Genomic DNA, 14,341 nt, shown 5'->3' on the forward strand with positions numbered 1-14,341 from the left:
TTGGTTAGGGAGTGAATATTGCGGCAGAATTTTAACCGTTTTCTTGTTTTAGGTAAACCTATTTTTATTAACTTTTTATTAAAAGTTTGTAAAAATAAACTAGAAACATATTTAAATGATGAAAATAAATTGAAAGACAGCTCTATTCATTAAATAATAGTAAATCTTATCAATTATTAAGCCTTGATTTCTCTCCCTTATGAGCCAACAGCATATTTTACAAATCAGTGAGTTAACTAAAAAAGTACGTTTTATTCTAGAAAGCGAATTAAACACTGTTTGGTTAACTGGCGAAGTATCAAATTTTATTGCCGCCAGTTCAGGTCATTGGTACTTATCATTGAAAGATGCAAAGTCACAAGTTAAGTGCGCCATGTTTAAGGGAAGCAATAGACGTGTCCGCTTAAGTACGGGTTCAGCTCCGAGTAATGGCCAACAAGTATTAGTTAGAGCAAAAGTATCTTTATATGAGCCACGTGGAGACTTTCAATTAATAATCGAGCATATGGAAGATGCTGGCACGGGATTATTACGTCAACAATACGAACAATTAAAGAATAAACTTAATAACCAAGGTATTTTTGATTTATCTCGTAAACAGCAGCTACCAAAAAATATCAGCTGTGTAGGTATTGTCACTTCACCGACAGGCGCTGCCGTTAAAGATATTTTAACCGTACTGAAACGTCGTAATCCAAATATTAAAGCAATAATCTATCCTTCATTAGTGCAAGGCGAATATGCCCAAGGCGATATTTGTCATGCCATTGAGAGTGCTAACAGTCGCAATGAATGTGATGCACTTATTGTTGGTCGGGGTGGTGGTTCTTTAGAAGATCTATGGCCATTTAATGAGGAAAGTGTTGTTCATGCAATTTATAAAAGTGCATTACCTATAATTAGTGCCGTTGGTCATGAAATTGATACTACCCTGAGTGATTATGTGGCCGATTTACGTGCCCCAACACCCTCTGCAGCGGCAGAGTTAGTATCAAGTGATAGTAGTGAATTGCTAAATCAATTACTCATGTTTAAACAACGCTTGATCAAAGCTCAACAAAACAAGTTAGCGTATTTAGGCAATGAACAAAGTTATTTACAACATCGTTTATCGCAAGTACACCCCGAACAACAGTTACAGTTACAACAGCAGAAAGCTGATGAATTGAGCTTACGTTTAAAGCAAGCAATGAAACGTAATATAGAACAAGTACAGACTAAGCCTATTCAGCTTAGCCAACGACTGTTGCAGCAATCCCCTATAAAGACCATTCAATTACAGCAACAAAAAATTGACCAAAATGCACATAGGATCACGCAAGCAATGCACAATTCATTGCAACATAACAGTGAAAAATTTGTGCATTTGATTGAGCAATTACAATTAGTTAGTCCACTTGCTACGATAGCAAGGGGTTACAGTGTGACTCGTAATAGTAAAAACGAAGTAATTAGCAAAACCGCACAAGTAAAAATAGATGAAGAAATCAGTGTGCAGCTTAGCGATGGGCACATTAATGCTAGAGTGATATAACGCTTACACTATTATTCATCATTACTAACCACTAGTAAGCTTACTTAGTAAACTTACTAAAATGTATAAATAACTGATATGATTTCGATATATTTACTAAGACAACTTATGCTATGCGCTTTAATTACCGAATTGTTTTTATTATCACTGCCTTAGTTTTTACTTTGTCTGCCACCTTAACGGTAATTAACTATTTAACTTCGATGGAGACAACTCGAGAGCAACTAAAAAATAGTGCCCTGCCGTTAACAATAGATAATATATATACTGAAATTCAGAAAAATATCATTGAACCTAACCTCATTGCCTCAATGATGGCACACGATACTTTTTTAATCGACTGGCTATCACATGAAGAAGATGATCAGCAGCAAATCGTACATTACTTAGAAACCATTCAAAATAAATACCAGATGTTTACCGCCTTTCTAGTATCAGATAAAAGCCGGAACTACTACTCAGCCAAAGGAATGTTGGATAAAGTTGATAAAAAAAGTCCTAATAGTCAGTGGTATTTAGATTTTCAAAAGACCTCTGAACTAAGCGAAATAAATATAGATTACAATACCCATATGGGCAGTGAACTTATCATGTTTATCAACCATAAAATCCTTGATAGTGATTATCATATGATAGGCGCCACAGGTGTAGGGCTAAAAACATCTTACATCAATGATATGTTGAAAGTTTTCAGACAACGTTATCAGTTTTCAGTTTACTTTGTAGATGTTAATGGCAAGGTTGTGATTGCTGAACAAAACGTGAAAAAATTGAATAACCTGAGCGATATACCTGATCTAGCGAGGCAACTTTCAGACATTATTGGCAAAGGAAGTCAGGTGTTCGAATACACAGAGGCGGGAGAAGCTTTTCTACTTAATAGAAAATATATTAGTGAATTAGACTTATATCTTATCGTTGAGGCCAAGGTTAACAACTTTACCCAAGCGGCTGAAGAAACCTTTTATCTCAACGTACTTCTCTCAACAGTTATCACCCTACTTATCAGCTTTATCATTGTGCTTTATGTTAGAAAAATTCATTTAAAATTAGATAAACTGGCCAGTAATGACGACCTTACTAACTTACCTAACAGACGTAGTTTTCATGATGAACTCGCAAAGCAATTATTACTCAAAGAACGTTATAATAGCGAGCTGTCTCTTTTATTTATTGATATTGATAACTTCAAAGAGGTTAACGACACCAAGGGACATGACGTTGGTGATAAAGTACTAAAGTCTTTAGCAAATGTTTTAAATGGTAATGTGAGAAAAAGTGATTTTGTCGCACGTTGGGGAGGTGAGGAATTCATTATCCTTTTAATCGGCTCTGATATTAATCAAGCCCAAGTTATTGCTGAGCAACTTCGTTCACAAATTGCCAATAGTAAACATTTATCCCAATATGCCCAACAACAAGTTACCATTAGTTTAGGGGCAACGTCTGTGACTAATGAAGATAATATCGATACGATTTTAAAACGTGCTGATTTGGCTTTATACAAAGCTAAATCTAAGGGAAAAAACTGCGTTGTGTCAGACTAGTGCTTGATAGAGTAACTCTATTACCTGTTGTTTATTCACTTGATTGAATTTAACACCAAAAGATACACCATCAACTTGCTTCTTAAAATTACAGACGGTCGCATCAAGTTTAATGTTGTCTTCTCCTTCACTCGTTTCCACCAAGACCTCAATAACTTTATCTTCAGCCAGTACCAACTTTTCACCATTGATAATATCTAACTGACCACCATTAACAGATAAATTTGTCATAGTAGTTTGCCAGTAAACATCATCAATTTTAACTTTAGCTACTATCTGAGTGTCAATGCGCACAGAAGAACGTAATTGCTGTAATGTTACGGTATTTGGGATGTCTAACACCATGATACGGGAGGGAATTTGTAAGGTTTGCCTGATGGTACTAATAAAAGCAACTGCGGCACCATCTCGACCTTCAATAAGGCCACGAACCGTAATTACAGTACCTTGACCAATATATTGAGAAAACGCACCTAATTTGGAGGAATCCGGGTATTCAATGAGGACATATTTCTTAGGCAAATAGCCAATGAAATAGGTATTAAACTTTCTTTTTTGACCCGCAGGCGTAGAGATATCAATAATGATTGGCGCACCCGCTTTCAAATAAGATAAATTACGTGCAGAAGGTTTAGTTGGATCAATTAAGATTTCTGGTTCGGCCATATTCTTCGATGAGATACTATGTGGAGCATATTTGTTACCTTAGTAAAACCAAGGCTAGATTGCAACTTGCTATTTTCATAGCAAGTTGCGGTGAATCCTAGTCTTTTTTATAACCTTGCGTGGCACGAGCAATTTTCTTTTGCTCGGTATAGTTCAGTTTCTTCTTACCAGCAAACGGGTTCAAGGTATCTTTAAATTGAATACGGATAGGTGTTCCCATCATTTTTAATGACTTACGATAATAGTTCATTAAATAGCGTTTATAAGACATAGGTAATTTCTTCGCTGAGTTACCATGAATAATAATTATAGGCGGATTATAACCACCAGCATGCGCATATTTAAGCTTAATACGTCGCCCTTGATGTAAAGGAGGTTGATGATCAAAAACCGCCATATCAAGTATTTTGGTTACCATTGCGGTTGAAATACGTTTAGTTGCAGAAACAAACGCTTCTTCAACTGACTCATATAAATGACCAACACCTGTACCATGTAAGGCAGAAATGAAATGTACACGAGCGAAATCAATAAAACCTAAGCGTCGATCAAGTTCCGTCTTAATACGATCCTTCTCATGATCTTCTAATCCATCCCACTTATTGACGGCTAAAACCAGTGAACGACCTGCTTCGAGGATAAAGCCTAATAAGCTCAAATCTTGATCGCTAATGCCTTCTTGAGCATCGATGATAAGAAGACAAACGTTGGCATCTTCAATGGCGCGCAACGTTTTAATCACTGAGTATTTTTCTACAACATCAGTAACATTTTTACGACGACGAATACCAGCAGTATCAATTAAGGTGTACTCACGACCATTGCGTTCCATTGGAATATAAACGCTATCACGCGTTGTACCAGGCATATCATAAACGACTACACGTTCTTCACCCAAAATTCGATTGGTTAACGTTGATTTTCCGACATTAGGGCGACCAATTATCGCTAATTTTATCTTGTCATTTTCTTGAGGTTCATCTTCAAGTTTCTTAGCAAGTTCTTCTTCTGTTAGCTCAACGTCCTTATCACTAAAGAAAGCATCATCAAACTCACCTTCACTTGCTTCACCCTCTTCTACTTTGGGCTTGCCAAGTTCTTCGATATGAGGCGTTAGTGCAATAGTTAAAAGTTGCGTAACACCACGACCATGAGCAGCCGCAATTTGGTGAACATGCTCGCCTAATCCTAACGAGTAAAATTCAGCCACGGCCGAATCACCATGAATTCCATCAATCTTGTTGGCAACGACAAATATTTTTTTATTTTGCTTACGCAAATGATCAGCAATACCATGATCAGCTGCAGTCAAACCATCACGAGCATCAACTAAAAACAGTACCGCATCGGCTTCTTCTATCGCCATTAATGACTGTTCAGCCATTTTCACATCGATACCTTGTTCATCGCCATTAATACCACCAGTATCAATTACAATAAAAGGATGTTCTTCTACTTCAGCTTGACCATATTGACGATCGCGAGTTAGACCAGGGTAATCGGCTACAAGAGCATCACGACTACGGGTTAAACGGTTAAATAACGTTGATTTTCCGACATTAGGACGGCCAACTAGAGCAACTACAGGAAGCATGAGCACCTCAAAGGAATCACCATGCAAGCGAGTAATGCACGGTTTTTCAAACAAATATAAAAACTAAATATCAAAGATTAAAAACAAAGCTACTCAGTCAGCTCAGTTAAAAATGATATTGCTAAAAACAAGCAACGGCTCCTAATGCACTTTGCATAGGAGCCGTTATTAACTTTAGTTGCTTTATTTAAAAAAAAGCAACTTATACCCAAGCCACTTGAAGGTACGTATTTCAGGACGATTGAGCGACTCATGATCAAGGCGTCTCACTTTATTAAGGGTTATTCCCTTAAAAAAGGAGGTAACGAAGAACATGGTTTGCTCAGACGTCCCCGAAGGGCTGGTTTAGAAACGCTTTACGCTGCGTTATTGATTGAGACAATAGAATAACTATTCTCTTCAATCAATGCCTTTCCTAAAGGCATTTCTAATTCCCGCTGAAATCTGAACCTTCAGGTAGCTTGGGTATATAAACAGTACAACTTATTGAGCAGCACTGACAATTTTTGGTGTAATAATAACTTGTAAGTCACCATCACGTGATTGGCTATACATTACATCATCAACAACGGTTGGCGTTGAATATATACCACTACTATCAATTTGATGACGAGACACAATTTCACCTGTCTCTTGATTTAACCAATGCAAGTAACCTTCAAAATCGCCAACCACAACATAGTCATCAACAACTGCTGGCCCGGTTACACTGCGATTAGTTAACTCAACATTACTCCAACGTTCAATACCATCAATTCGATTAAGAGCATAAATATGACCGCGAGTATTGGTAATATAAATATCATTACGATAAACAGCAATTTGTCTGTATGAAGAGTATTGACGTTTCCATAAAATTCGCCCTGACTTTAATTCGATTGCAACCAAGTTACCGCGAGCAGAGATGGCATAAACTTTATCACCAAATACTACTGGCGCTGAATCAACATCGATAACGCGTTGTAATTCTGTTGAACCTGTCGCTTCACCTACTTCTGTTGTCCAACCTGCTTGACCCTTTTCAAGAATGTATACACCTAACTCACCCTTGCCAGAGCCTACTAATACACCACCTGATGCAATAACCGGTGTACTAATACCACGTAATGTTAAAGCAGGAACATCTTGTTCGGCTTTCCATAACTCTTCACCAGTACTAGCATCAAAACCTTTAAGTACACCTGATGCAGAATTCACCACTAAAATACCAGCATCAATGGCAGGAGGAGTAATAACTTCACCTTTGATTTTGGCTTGCCATACTAGCTCACCTGTTTCAGCATCTAAGGCAAAAACGTCACCGTTTTCAGTACCAAGAAATATTTTATTCATACCTGCAATAGGACCGCCAGCGACTAAGGCAGAAACTCGACTATCCCAGAAGCTACGTTCATCATTAATGTCACTTAAATCAGCTTGCCAAACTTTATCGCCACTCTCTTTTTCATAAGCAACAACATCACCAGTACGACTGGCGCTATAGACTTTGTTGTATGCAACAATAGGCTTTATACGCGAAAAGTAGTCATCTACACCATCGCCTACACTTTGGTCCCACAATATTTCCACATCAAAAGCATTATCTAAATCAGAGAGCTCTGCAACTTTAGTGCTAAGGTCTTCTTCATCACTTGATGAACAAGCGAATAAGCTTGAAGTCAGCAAAATAATGGCGAGTACTTTTTTAGTATTCACACCTTTAAAAAAATCTTTATCAAAACAACGCATAGTTTGCCTTATTAACAACAGTAAATGATCTTGCTAAAAAACCTAAATAGGTTACTTAGCTGCAGGTTCAGCAGCGACCACTTCAGCCACAGGCAAAGTAGTAACTTGTGCTAAATCATCTAATTTAATCTGTAAACTTGGGCTTGTAGCAATACCGTCAGCAGCAATAGCGGCTTGATAAGCATTACGAGCAAGATCATTTTTACCTTGTTGCAAATACGCATCACCTTTGACTTCTTCAATAGCAGCAGTAAATGATTCAGGTAAATTACTATTTAATGTGGCAAGGGCTTCTGAATATTGCTCAAGTTGAACTTGAACACGAGCCAAACGTAAACTTGCAATTGCTTTAATACCATCAGTTGGCGCAGACTCAATTGCAGTCGTTAACTGTTTTTGAACTTGTGGCCAGTCTTTATGGCTCGCCGATTCTTTAGCAAGGGCCAATGCAGTTAACGCAACATAGCTATTGTCACCATTTTCACTGATAAATTTTTCAGCATTCGCGGTAAAAGCTTTAGCATCTTTACCACTTTGTTCGATAAGTGTTTGGTAGCTATCTGATACGGCTATTTCTTCATCAAACTTATTATCCTGATAAAGGTTAAAACCGATAAATCCAGCAAAACCTAGGGTGACACCCGCGATAATAGTATAACCATTTTGTTGCCAGTAACTTTTAATTGCTTCTACTTGTTGTTCTTCAGTTTGATAAATTTCCACTACTTCACCTTGGCCTAAAGCCTTTAAATTAATTCAGATAACAAGCTCGAAACTTGAGTAAATTCGATGCTTTCCTGTTCTTTTTGTCCGCGTAAGTATTTCACCATAACTTTCTCTTGGGTAATTTCATCATCACCTAAGATTAACGCGATTTGTGCACCGGATTTATCGGCACGTTTCAATTGTTTTTTCATATTGCCGCCACCACAGTGACATTGCAATCTTATTTCTGGTACTTGATCACGCCATTGTTCAGCTAACTTATTCGCTGCAACTTGTGCATCATCACCCAATATAACGACATAGGCATCTACCTGTGGACGAATATTAGTTACTTTTTCTAATTCTGTTAGCATTAAAACTAAACGCTCAATACCTAAGGCAAAACCAAAGGCTGGTGTTGCTTTACCACCCAATTGCTCAACTAAACCATCATAGCGACCACCAGCACAGATAGTACCTTGTGCGCCAAGTGTTGTAGTTACCCATTCAAAAACGGTACGATTATAGTAATCTAAGCCACGTACTAAGCGCTCGTTCAAGACATAATTGATACCTGCCGCATCCAAGCGAGCACATAGCGTATCAAAGTGTGTTTGCGTTTCTTCACCAAAATGATCTGATAACTTAGGCGCGTTCGTTAAAGCTTCTTGCACTTGTGGATTTTTACTATCCAATACTCTTAACGGGTTAGTGTGCATTCGGCGTTTAGAATCTTCATCTAGTAACTCTTCATGCTCAAGTAAATAAGCAATCAAAGCTTCACGGTAATTAGCACGTTCTTCGTTTGATCCTAATGAATTCAACTCTAGTGTGACAAATTCATTGATACCAAGTTCCCGCCATAAGCGCGAAGTTAGTAAAATAATTTCTGCATCTATGTCTGGAGTCGCAATTCCAAAGGCTTCCAAGCCAAATTGATGAAACTGGCGATAACGACCTTTTTGTGGTCTTTCATGCCGAAACATAGGTCCCATATACCAAAGACGTTGCTCTTGGTTATATAATAAACCATGTTGATTACCTGCTCGGACACAACTTGCAGTACCTTCTGGACGGAGCGTTAAACTATCGCCATTTAAATCATCAAAGGTGTACATTTCTTTTTCAACAATATCGGTTACTTCACCAATACCGCGTTTAAATAGAGCGGTTGACTCGACAATCGGCATGCGAATTTCAGCAAAACCGTAATTACTGGCAACACGGCGCAGTACCGTTTCAACCATTTGCCAAATATTAGTTTCACTTGGAAGACAATCATTCATGCCACGTATTGCTTGTAGAGCCTTTTGTTTAGCCACTGAGCTGTTCTCTCTTTTTATTTTTCTATAAGGCCGAGCAGCATGCCCCTTTTGGGCTCACTTTCTGGCACTTAATACTGTGTTAAAATTGCGCAGCGCGCAGTATACCTAATAATACCAATCGAATAAACCATAGTGCTTATAGTGTTTTAATTGCCTGACACGATAAGTTAACGCTGGCTTTAATCTTTTGTTAGGATATCAATTTTGTTTTTTTCATCAAGACGCTCACTCATTGAGCGTGCTTTCGCGCGGATACGTTGCTCTAGTTGGTCAACAAGATCAGTGTTATCAAAGCGTTCTTTTTGGCGTATGCCATCTAAATAATAACCACTTTTTTTACTGCTCCCCGTTAAGCCAAGGTCTGAGACCATCGCTTCACCTGGACCATTAACAATACAGCCAATAATGGAGACATCCATTGGCGTCATAATATCTTCAATACGTTGCTCTAAAGCATTAACTGTTGATACCACATCAAACTCTTGTCGAGAACAACTTGGGCAAGCTATCAAATTAATACCGCGACTACGTAATTTAAGTGATTTTAAAATATCAAAACCCACTTTAATTTCTTCAATGGGATCAGCTGCGAGTGATATGCGTATAGTATCGCCAATTCCTTGAGCTAATAATAAGCCCAAACCAACGGAGGACTTTACCGAACCAGAGCGCAAACCGCCGGCCTCGGTAATGCCTAAATGTAATGGGTTATCAATTTGTTTTGCTAATAATTTATAAGATTCGACCGCTAAAAAAACGTCAGACGCTTTAACACTGACTTTAAACTCATTGAAATTGAGTCTATCTAAAATATCAACATGGCGCATAGCCGACTCTAACAAAGCCTCTGGCGTTGGCTCAGTATACTTTTCTTGAATATCTTTTTCTAAGGAACCACCATTTACACCAATTCGAATAGGAATATTATTGTCGCGAGCACACTCAACCACACTACGGATTCTATTTTCATTACCAATGTTACCGGGATTAATACGCAAGCAATCAACGCCGTATTCCGCAACTTTTAAGGCAATACGATAATCAAAATGAATATCAGCAACTAAAGGAACGTTCACTTGTTTTTTGATTTCACGAAAAGCTTCTGCAGCATCCATTGTCGGTACACTAACGCGAACAATATCAGCGCCAACGGCTTCCAACGCTTTTATTTGCGCTACAGTTGCCGCTACATCAGTGGTCAATGTATTTGTCATTGACTGCACAGTAATAGGCGCATCGCCCCCAACAGGTACATTACCGACCATAATTTGACGAGAGACACGGCGTATAATTGGTGATTCTTTAAACATAATTTTTCTTTATATTTTTTCTGTATGCAAAGTAGTAACTAAATTAAGGATTCCCCTAAAACAGTGACTACTCAACAATAGGTAAGTTAAATTTAGCAATATTGCCAACATTAAAAGCCGACATATCTACTGGCTGATCATTAAAAACAATACTGGCTAACTCTGGTTTTCCAACAGTAATACTCAGCGGTGCTTTACCTTGTACAGTCATTACATAACCTGACTTTTTCACACCCCAAGCAATTCGCTCACCCGTTGCATCATAAATATTTACCCAGCAATCACCTTTAAAGGTAAACACTGCAGTACTTATCGCTGCTACTTCTGGTTCTGCAGGTTGAGAAACGTCATTTACTACAATATTAGCTGAAGCTTTAAGATCATTATTAGCATCATTTATTAGCGCTTTAGTGCTCGTGTCTAATGCTAATTCTATCTCATCTTTTTTTTCACTTAGCTGAGCATTATCATTAACGGGCGCCGTTTCAATAACCAAAGAAGAAGGTTCGATATTCGTCGTTACAACATCACCACTAACGTTTTCAGCAGGAGCTGTATTTGGAATCATATTTGATGAGTCATCCGCCTGCTGCCTGCTTTCTTGTAGCCACCATAATACAGTCAATCCCACCAAAACAGCCACGATCAAATAGCTTAACCACATAACACGGCTATGCTCTGCTTGTTTAGATGTTTCTTTAGAGAAGCTCAACATTTCGCTGCGTTGAATAGTAGCAGCATCAAGCGCATCATAACTTGCCAGTACCTCTTTTACTTCAACGCCAACCAATTTAGCATAATTGGCTAAATAGCCACGATTGAAAGTAACGGGCATTGAGGGGTCAAAGATATCGTCTTCAATATTTTGAACCAGTGCTACTTTTAAGTTCAGTTTACTGGAAATAAACTCTTGTGAAAGTGATAACGCTTTGCGAGCTTCACTCAGCATAGCGCCAGGACTCAAAACTTCTATGTAATCATTTAGTTCAGTGACTTGTTCGGTAACATCACTTTGTTGTTCTTTATCTACTTCTACAGCAGGGGATACATCATTAGTCATTAATATTTTTCACTGTTTGAGGATCAACCACATAGAGCTTATCGCCTATGCGGATTTTATTTTTTTCGGAGATATCATTCCATTTACGTAATGTATTGAGTTTGACATTATATTCCACAGAAATACTATACAAATTCTCACCTGGTACTACTGTATGTACTATTTCTTGCGTATCAACCAGTTCAAACTCATTACTTACTGCTGCAACCGCTATGACTTCAGCTACCACGACTTCAGTTTCTACTTCTTCTGGTAAAGGTACATCACGTGTCGCAGCTATAGGCATAGTTGAAGTCGGTTCAATCGAATTTGAAACCACTTGATTAACTACAACAGCTTCTGTTGCCAAAGGAATTACTTTATCTACTGCTTCATTAAGCGGCACCACGTCTTCTACTTTTGTTACTGCCATATCACTTGCTGGCTTATCTGTTACTGCGATGTCACTTGTTGGCTTATTTGTCACTGCAACTGTACTTGCTACTTTAGTTGAAAGTAAAGCAGCCCCTGAAACAACGGCGGTTGGCGTGGTACTTGTTATCAATGGCGTAGACACTGCTTTCGTTTTAACCGCAGTAGTTGCCGCATTATTTGTCGCATTAGCAGTACTCATTGTCGGGGTAACTGTTTTAATACTACTGGTATAAGGTGTGTTCGCTGATTTTCTCGGCGAAAGTTTTACCACACGCTTATTATTAGAGGGTGATAATGTGCGATTCTTTTCTTTTTGCGTTAGTTGGTACTTCTTTGCCAAATTATCAGCGTCGATCAGCTCCAACTCATTAAGTAGGTATTGTTTACCCTCCCATGATTGTGGATACATTTTCACTAACATATTCGCGTAATTTCTTGCAGTTCTGCGTTGGCCTAGTTTCCAATACAATTTATACGCAAGTGATAATGAATTGGCAGTAAAACGTTGTGTACTACGCTCAAATTTTTGTAAGTAACGCTTAGCCTCTTTGTAATTGCCCATGGCATATTGCAGACGAACCATTTGAAATAACGTACTTGTTCTGTTTGGACTATGGTAAATAGACTTATTTAAGTACATTTCTGCTTTTTCAAAATTGTCATTTTGTAAATAACAAGAGGCAAGGTTTTCATAACTTTCCGATACTAATAAATAACTAGGTACCGCAATCGCTTTGAGAAATTGTACTTCTGCTGCAGCAACGTTACCTTGTCGACACAAGAATACCCCATAGTTATTCAAGGTATCGGCACTGTCAGCTTTAATGGATAGGGCTTGTTCAAATGACTCAATAGCGAGCGTTCCTTCACCTACTGTTTCATAATAATGGGCAAATGCTGTATGTACTTGGACTAAATTTGGTGAGAATTTTTTTGCTTTCTCAAGATTAAGTTTTGCTTGAGACATATCACCCATTTTTAAATAACCTAATCCTAAGGAAATACGCGTCGCCGCCATTTCATCACGATTTGCTTGGTTTTTTACGATAGGCTCATTATTTTCAAAGCTTTGGGTAACACAACCACTTAACAACGTCATAGAGATTGCTGTCAAAAGGGTTGAAATTAAATATTTAGCCATAGCTTTATCCATAATATGCAATGCGTTAACCGCCTCTTATTGTTATTTTTTCACCAAAAATCAGTAGACTAATGATTAGACTACTTTTATAGAGATAGTGTCAGCTTTAGGTTGATTTTTCAATGAACTTATTTCAGCGTTTTTGGCTGCATTTATAACACTTCGCTTAGTTCTATCAAAAACATCACCTGCAAGCTGACCACAAGCTGCATCAATATCTTCTCCACGTGTGCGCCTAGTGATAACAGTTAGGCCATAACTTTGTAATACTTTATCAAAGCGATCGATGCGAGAGTTACTTGAACGTGAATAAGGTGAACCAGGATAAGGATTAAAAGGTATTAAATTAATCTTACTTGGCAACCCTTTCAATGCATGCGCTAATTCATGGGCTTGGTCGGTACTGTCATTAACGTGGTCAAGCATAACGTATTCAATTGTTGCTTGTTTGTTCGCTTTTGAGCCTTCGATATAACGACCTGCTGCGGCAATGAAGTCTTCTAATGGGTATTTTTTATTAATTGGTACTAACTCATCACGCAACTTATTATTAGGTGCATGAATTGAAATAGCTAAGGCACAATCGATTTTTGCTTTAAGCATATCTAATGCAGGAACAACACCTGAGGTACTCACAGTTACGCGACGCTTAGATAAACCATAACCTAAGTCGTTCAACATAGTATCAAGTGCTGGTATTAAATTTTTCATATTTAATAATGGTTCACCCATACCCATCATAACAATGTTGGTAATCGGGCGAGTACCGGCGATACGAGTGGCACCAATATCATTGGCGACACGCCATACTTGGCCAATAATTTCGGCCATAGATAAATTGCGATTGAAGCCTTGCTGAGCGGTAGCACAGAAGGTACATTCTAATGCACAGCCAACCTGAGATGATACACATAGCGTTGCGCGATCATTTTCAGGGATCCAAACGGTTTCTACTTCTTGTCCGCCTTCAAGCTTCAAAGCGTATTTAATAGTACCGTCTTCTGACACTTGTTTTTCAGAAATATCTGGTGCAGATATAATACAGTTACGCTGTAGTTTCTCACGTAACTTCTTATTGATATTGGTCATTTGCTCAAAGTCACTGTAACCAAAGTGATAAATCCACTTCATGATTTGATCGGCTCTAAAAGGCTTTTCACCAATAGATTCTAAGTATTCACGCATACTTTTATGATCAAAATTAAGTAGGTTTACTTTTCCGCTTACATCACTCATAGAACAGACTCTCAATAACTAAGATTAAACTACTAAGGTAAGTAGCCTAAAAAACAAGGCGCGTATTGTACGCTTTTTAAG

11 protein-coding genes are annotated in these 14,341 nt (G+C 38.1%); 2 read left to right on the forward strand and 9 right to left on the reverse strand.

The annotated features are described in order from the left end of the window. Window positions 1-199: 199 nt before the first annotated feature. Window positions 200-1,534, forward strand: a complete 1,335-nt coding sequence (xseA, locus tag CXF79_RS19070) for an exodeoxyribonuclease VII large subunit (RefSeq protein ID WP_101157202.1) — start codon at window positions 200-202, stop codon at window positions 1,532-1,534. A 113-nt stretch (window positions 1,535-1,647) separates the two neighbouring features. Next, window positions 1,648-3,081, forward strand: coding sequence for a sensor domain-containing diguanylate cyclase (locus CXF79_RS19075; RefSeq protein WP_101157204.1), 1,434 nt, complete (start codon window positions 1,648-1,650; stop codon window positions 3,079-3,081). On the opposite strand, the gene CXF79_RS19080 is transcribed toward CXF79_RS19075, so the two are convergent. From CXF79_RS19080 to CXF79_RS19120, 9 genes are all read right to left on the reverse strand, one after another. Continuing rightward, window positions 3,073-3,747, reverse strand: coding sequence for a PilZ domain-containing protein (locus tag CXF79_RS19080; protein WP_101157206.1), 675 nt, complete (start codon window positions 3,745-3,747; stop codon window positions 3,073-3,075). The genes CXF79_RS19075 and CXF79_RS19080 overlap by 9 nt on opposite strands. A 97-nt stretch (window positions 3,748-3,844) precedes the next feature. Continuing rightward, window positions 3,845-5,341: a ribosome biogenesis GTPase Der gene (gene der, locus CXF79_RS19085; RefSeq protein ID WP_011044978.1), complete on the reverse strand. Its 1,497-nt coding sequence runs from the start codon at window positions 5,339-5,341 to the stop codon at window positions 3,845-3,847. Window positions 5,342-5,824: 483 nt separating this feature from the next. Continuing rightward, a complete protein-coding gene (gene bamB, locus CXF79_RS19090) occupies window positions 5,825-7,069 on the reverse strand; it encodes an outer membrane protein assembly factor BamB (protein WP_101157208.1) in 1,245 nt (414 codons plus the stop codon). 51 nt (window positions 7,070-7,120) lie between these two features. Beyond that, the gene (locus tag CXF79_RS19095) at window positions 7,121-7,792 is read right to left on the reverse strand and encodes a YfgM family protein (RefSeq protein WP_011044981.1); all 672 of its coding nucleotides are present in this window, start codon (window positions 7,790-7,792) and stop codon (window positions 7,121-7,123) included. Window positions 7,793-7,815: 23 nt separating this feature from the next. Next, a complete protein-coding gene (hisS, locus tag CXF79_RS19100) occupies window positions 7,816-9,096 on the reverse strand; it encodes a histidine--tRNA ligase (RefSeq protein ID WP_011044982.1) in 1,281 nt (426 codons plus the stop codon). Between the two features lie 182 nt (window positions 9,097-9,278). Further along, a complete protein-coding gene (gene ispG / locus CXF79_RS19105) occupies window positions 9,279-10,409 on the reverse strand; it encodes a flavodoxin-dependent (E)-4-hydroxy-3-methylbut-2-enyl-diphosphate synthase (protein WP_011044983.1) in 1,131 nt (376 codons plus the stop codon). 67 nt (window positions 10,410-10,476) lie between these two features. Beyond that, window positions 10,477-11,469, reverse strand: coding sequence for a RodZ domain-containing protein (locus CXF79_RS19110; RefSeq protein WP_101157210.1), 993 nt, complete (start codon window positions 11,467-11,469; stop codon window positions 10,477-10,479). Further along, window positions 11,462-13,024 carry a type IV pilus biogenesis/stability protein PilW gene (gene pilW, locus CXF79_RS19115; protein ID WP_101158251.1) on the reverse strand — a complete coding sequence of 521 codons (1,563 nt, stop codon included), beginning with the start codon at window positions 13,022-13,024 and terminating at the stop codon, window positions 11,462-11,464. Before pilW ends, CXF79_RS19110 begins: the two co-directional genes overlap by 8 nt. A gap of 75 nt (window positions 13,025-13,099) precedes the next feature. Next, a complete protein-coding gene (locus CXF79_RS19120) occupies window positions 13,100-14,260 on the reverse strand; it encodes a bifunctional tRNA (adenosine(37)-C2)-methyltransferase TrmG/ribosomal RNA large subunit methyltransferase RlmN (RefSeq protein ID WP_011044986.1) in 1,161 nt (386 codons plus the stop codon). Window positions 14,261-14,341 lie beyond the last annotated feature (81 nt).

Origin of the sequence: Colwellia sp. Bg11-28, assembly GCF_002836245.1 — a bacterium.
GTDB classification, from domain to species: domain Bacteria; phylum Pseudomonadota; class Gammaproteobacteria; order Enterobacterales; family Alteromonadaceae; genus Colwellia; species Colwellia psychrerythraea_A.

Bases quoted from the DNA above. Each gene is read 5' to 3' on its own strand.
- CXF79_RS19110 (WP_101157210.1), bottom strand. From the start codon at position 11,469: ATGACTAATGATGTATCCCCTGCTGTAGAAGTAGATAAAGAACAACAA.
- xseA (WP_101157202.1), top strand. From the start codon at position 200: ATGAGCCAACAGCATATTTTACAAATCAGTGAGTTAACTAAAAAAGTA.
- CXF79_RS19120 (WP_011044986.1), bottom strand. From the start codon at position 14,260: ATGAGTGATGTAAGCGGAAAAGTAAACCTACTTAATTTTGATCATAAA.
- der (WP_011044978.1), bottom strand. From the start codon at position 5,341: ATGCTTCCTGTAGTTGCTCTAGTTGGCCGTCCTAATGTCGGAAAATCA.
- ispG (WP_011044983.1), bottom strand. From the start codon at position 10,409: ATGTTTAAAGAATCACCAATTATACGCCGTGTCTCTCGTCAAATTATG.
- CXF79_RS19075 (WP_101157204.1), top strand. From the start codon at position 1,648: ATGCGCTTTAATTACCGAATTGTTTTTATTATCACTGCCTTAGTTTTT.
- bamB (WP_101157208.1), bottom strand. From the start codon at position 7,069: ATGCGTTGTTTTGATAAAGATTTTTTTAAAGGTGTGAATACTAAAAAA.
- pilW (WP_101158251.1), bottom strand. From the start codon at position 13,024: ATGGCTAAATATTTAATTTCAACCCTTTTGACAGCAATCTCTATGACG.
- CXF79_RS19080 (WP_101157206.1), bottom strand. From the start codon at position 3,747: ATGGCCGAACCAGAAATCTTAATTGATCCAACTAAACCTTCTGCACGT.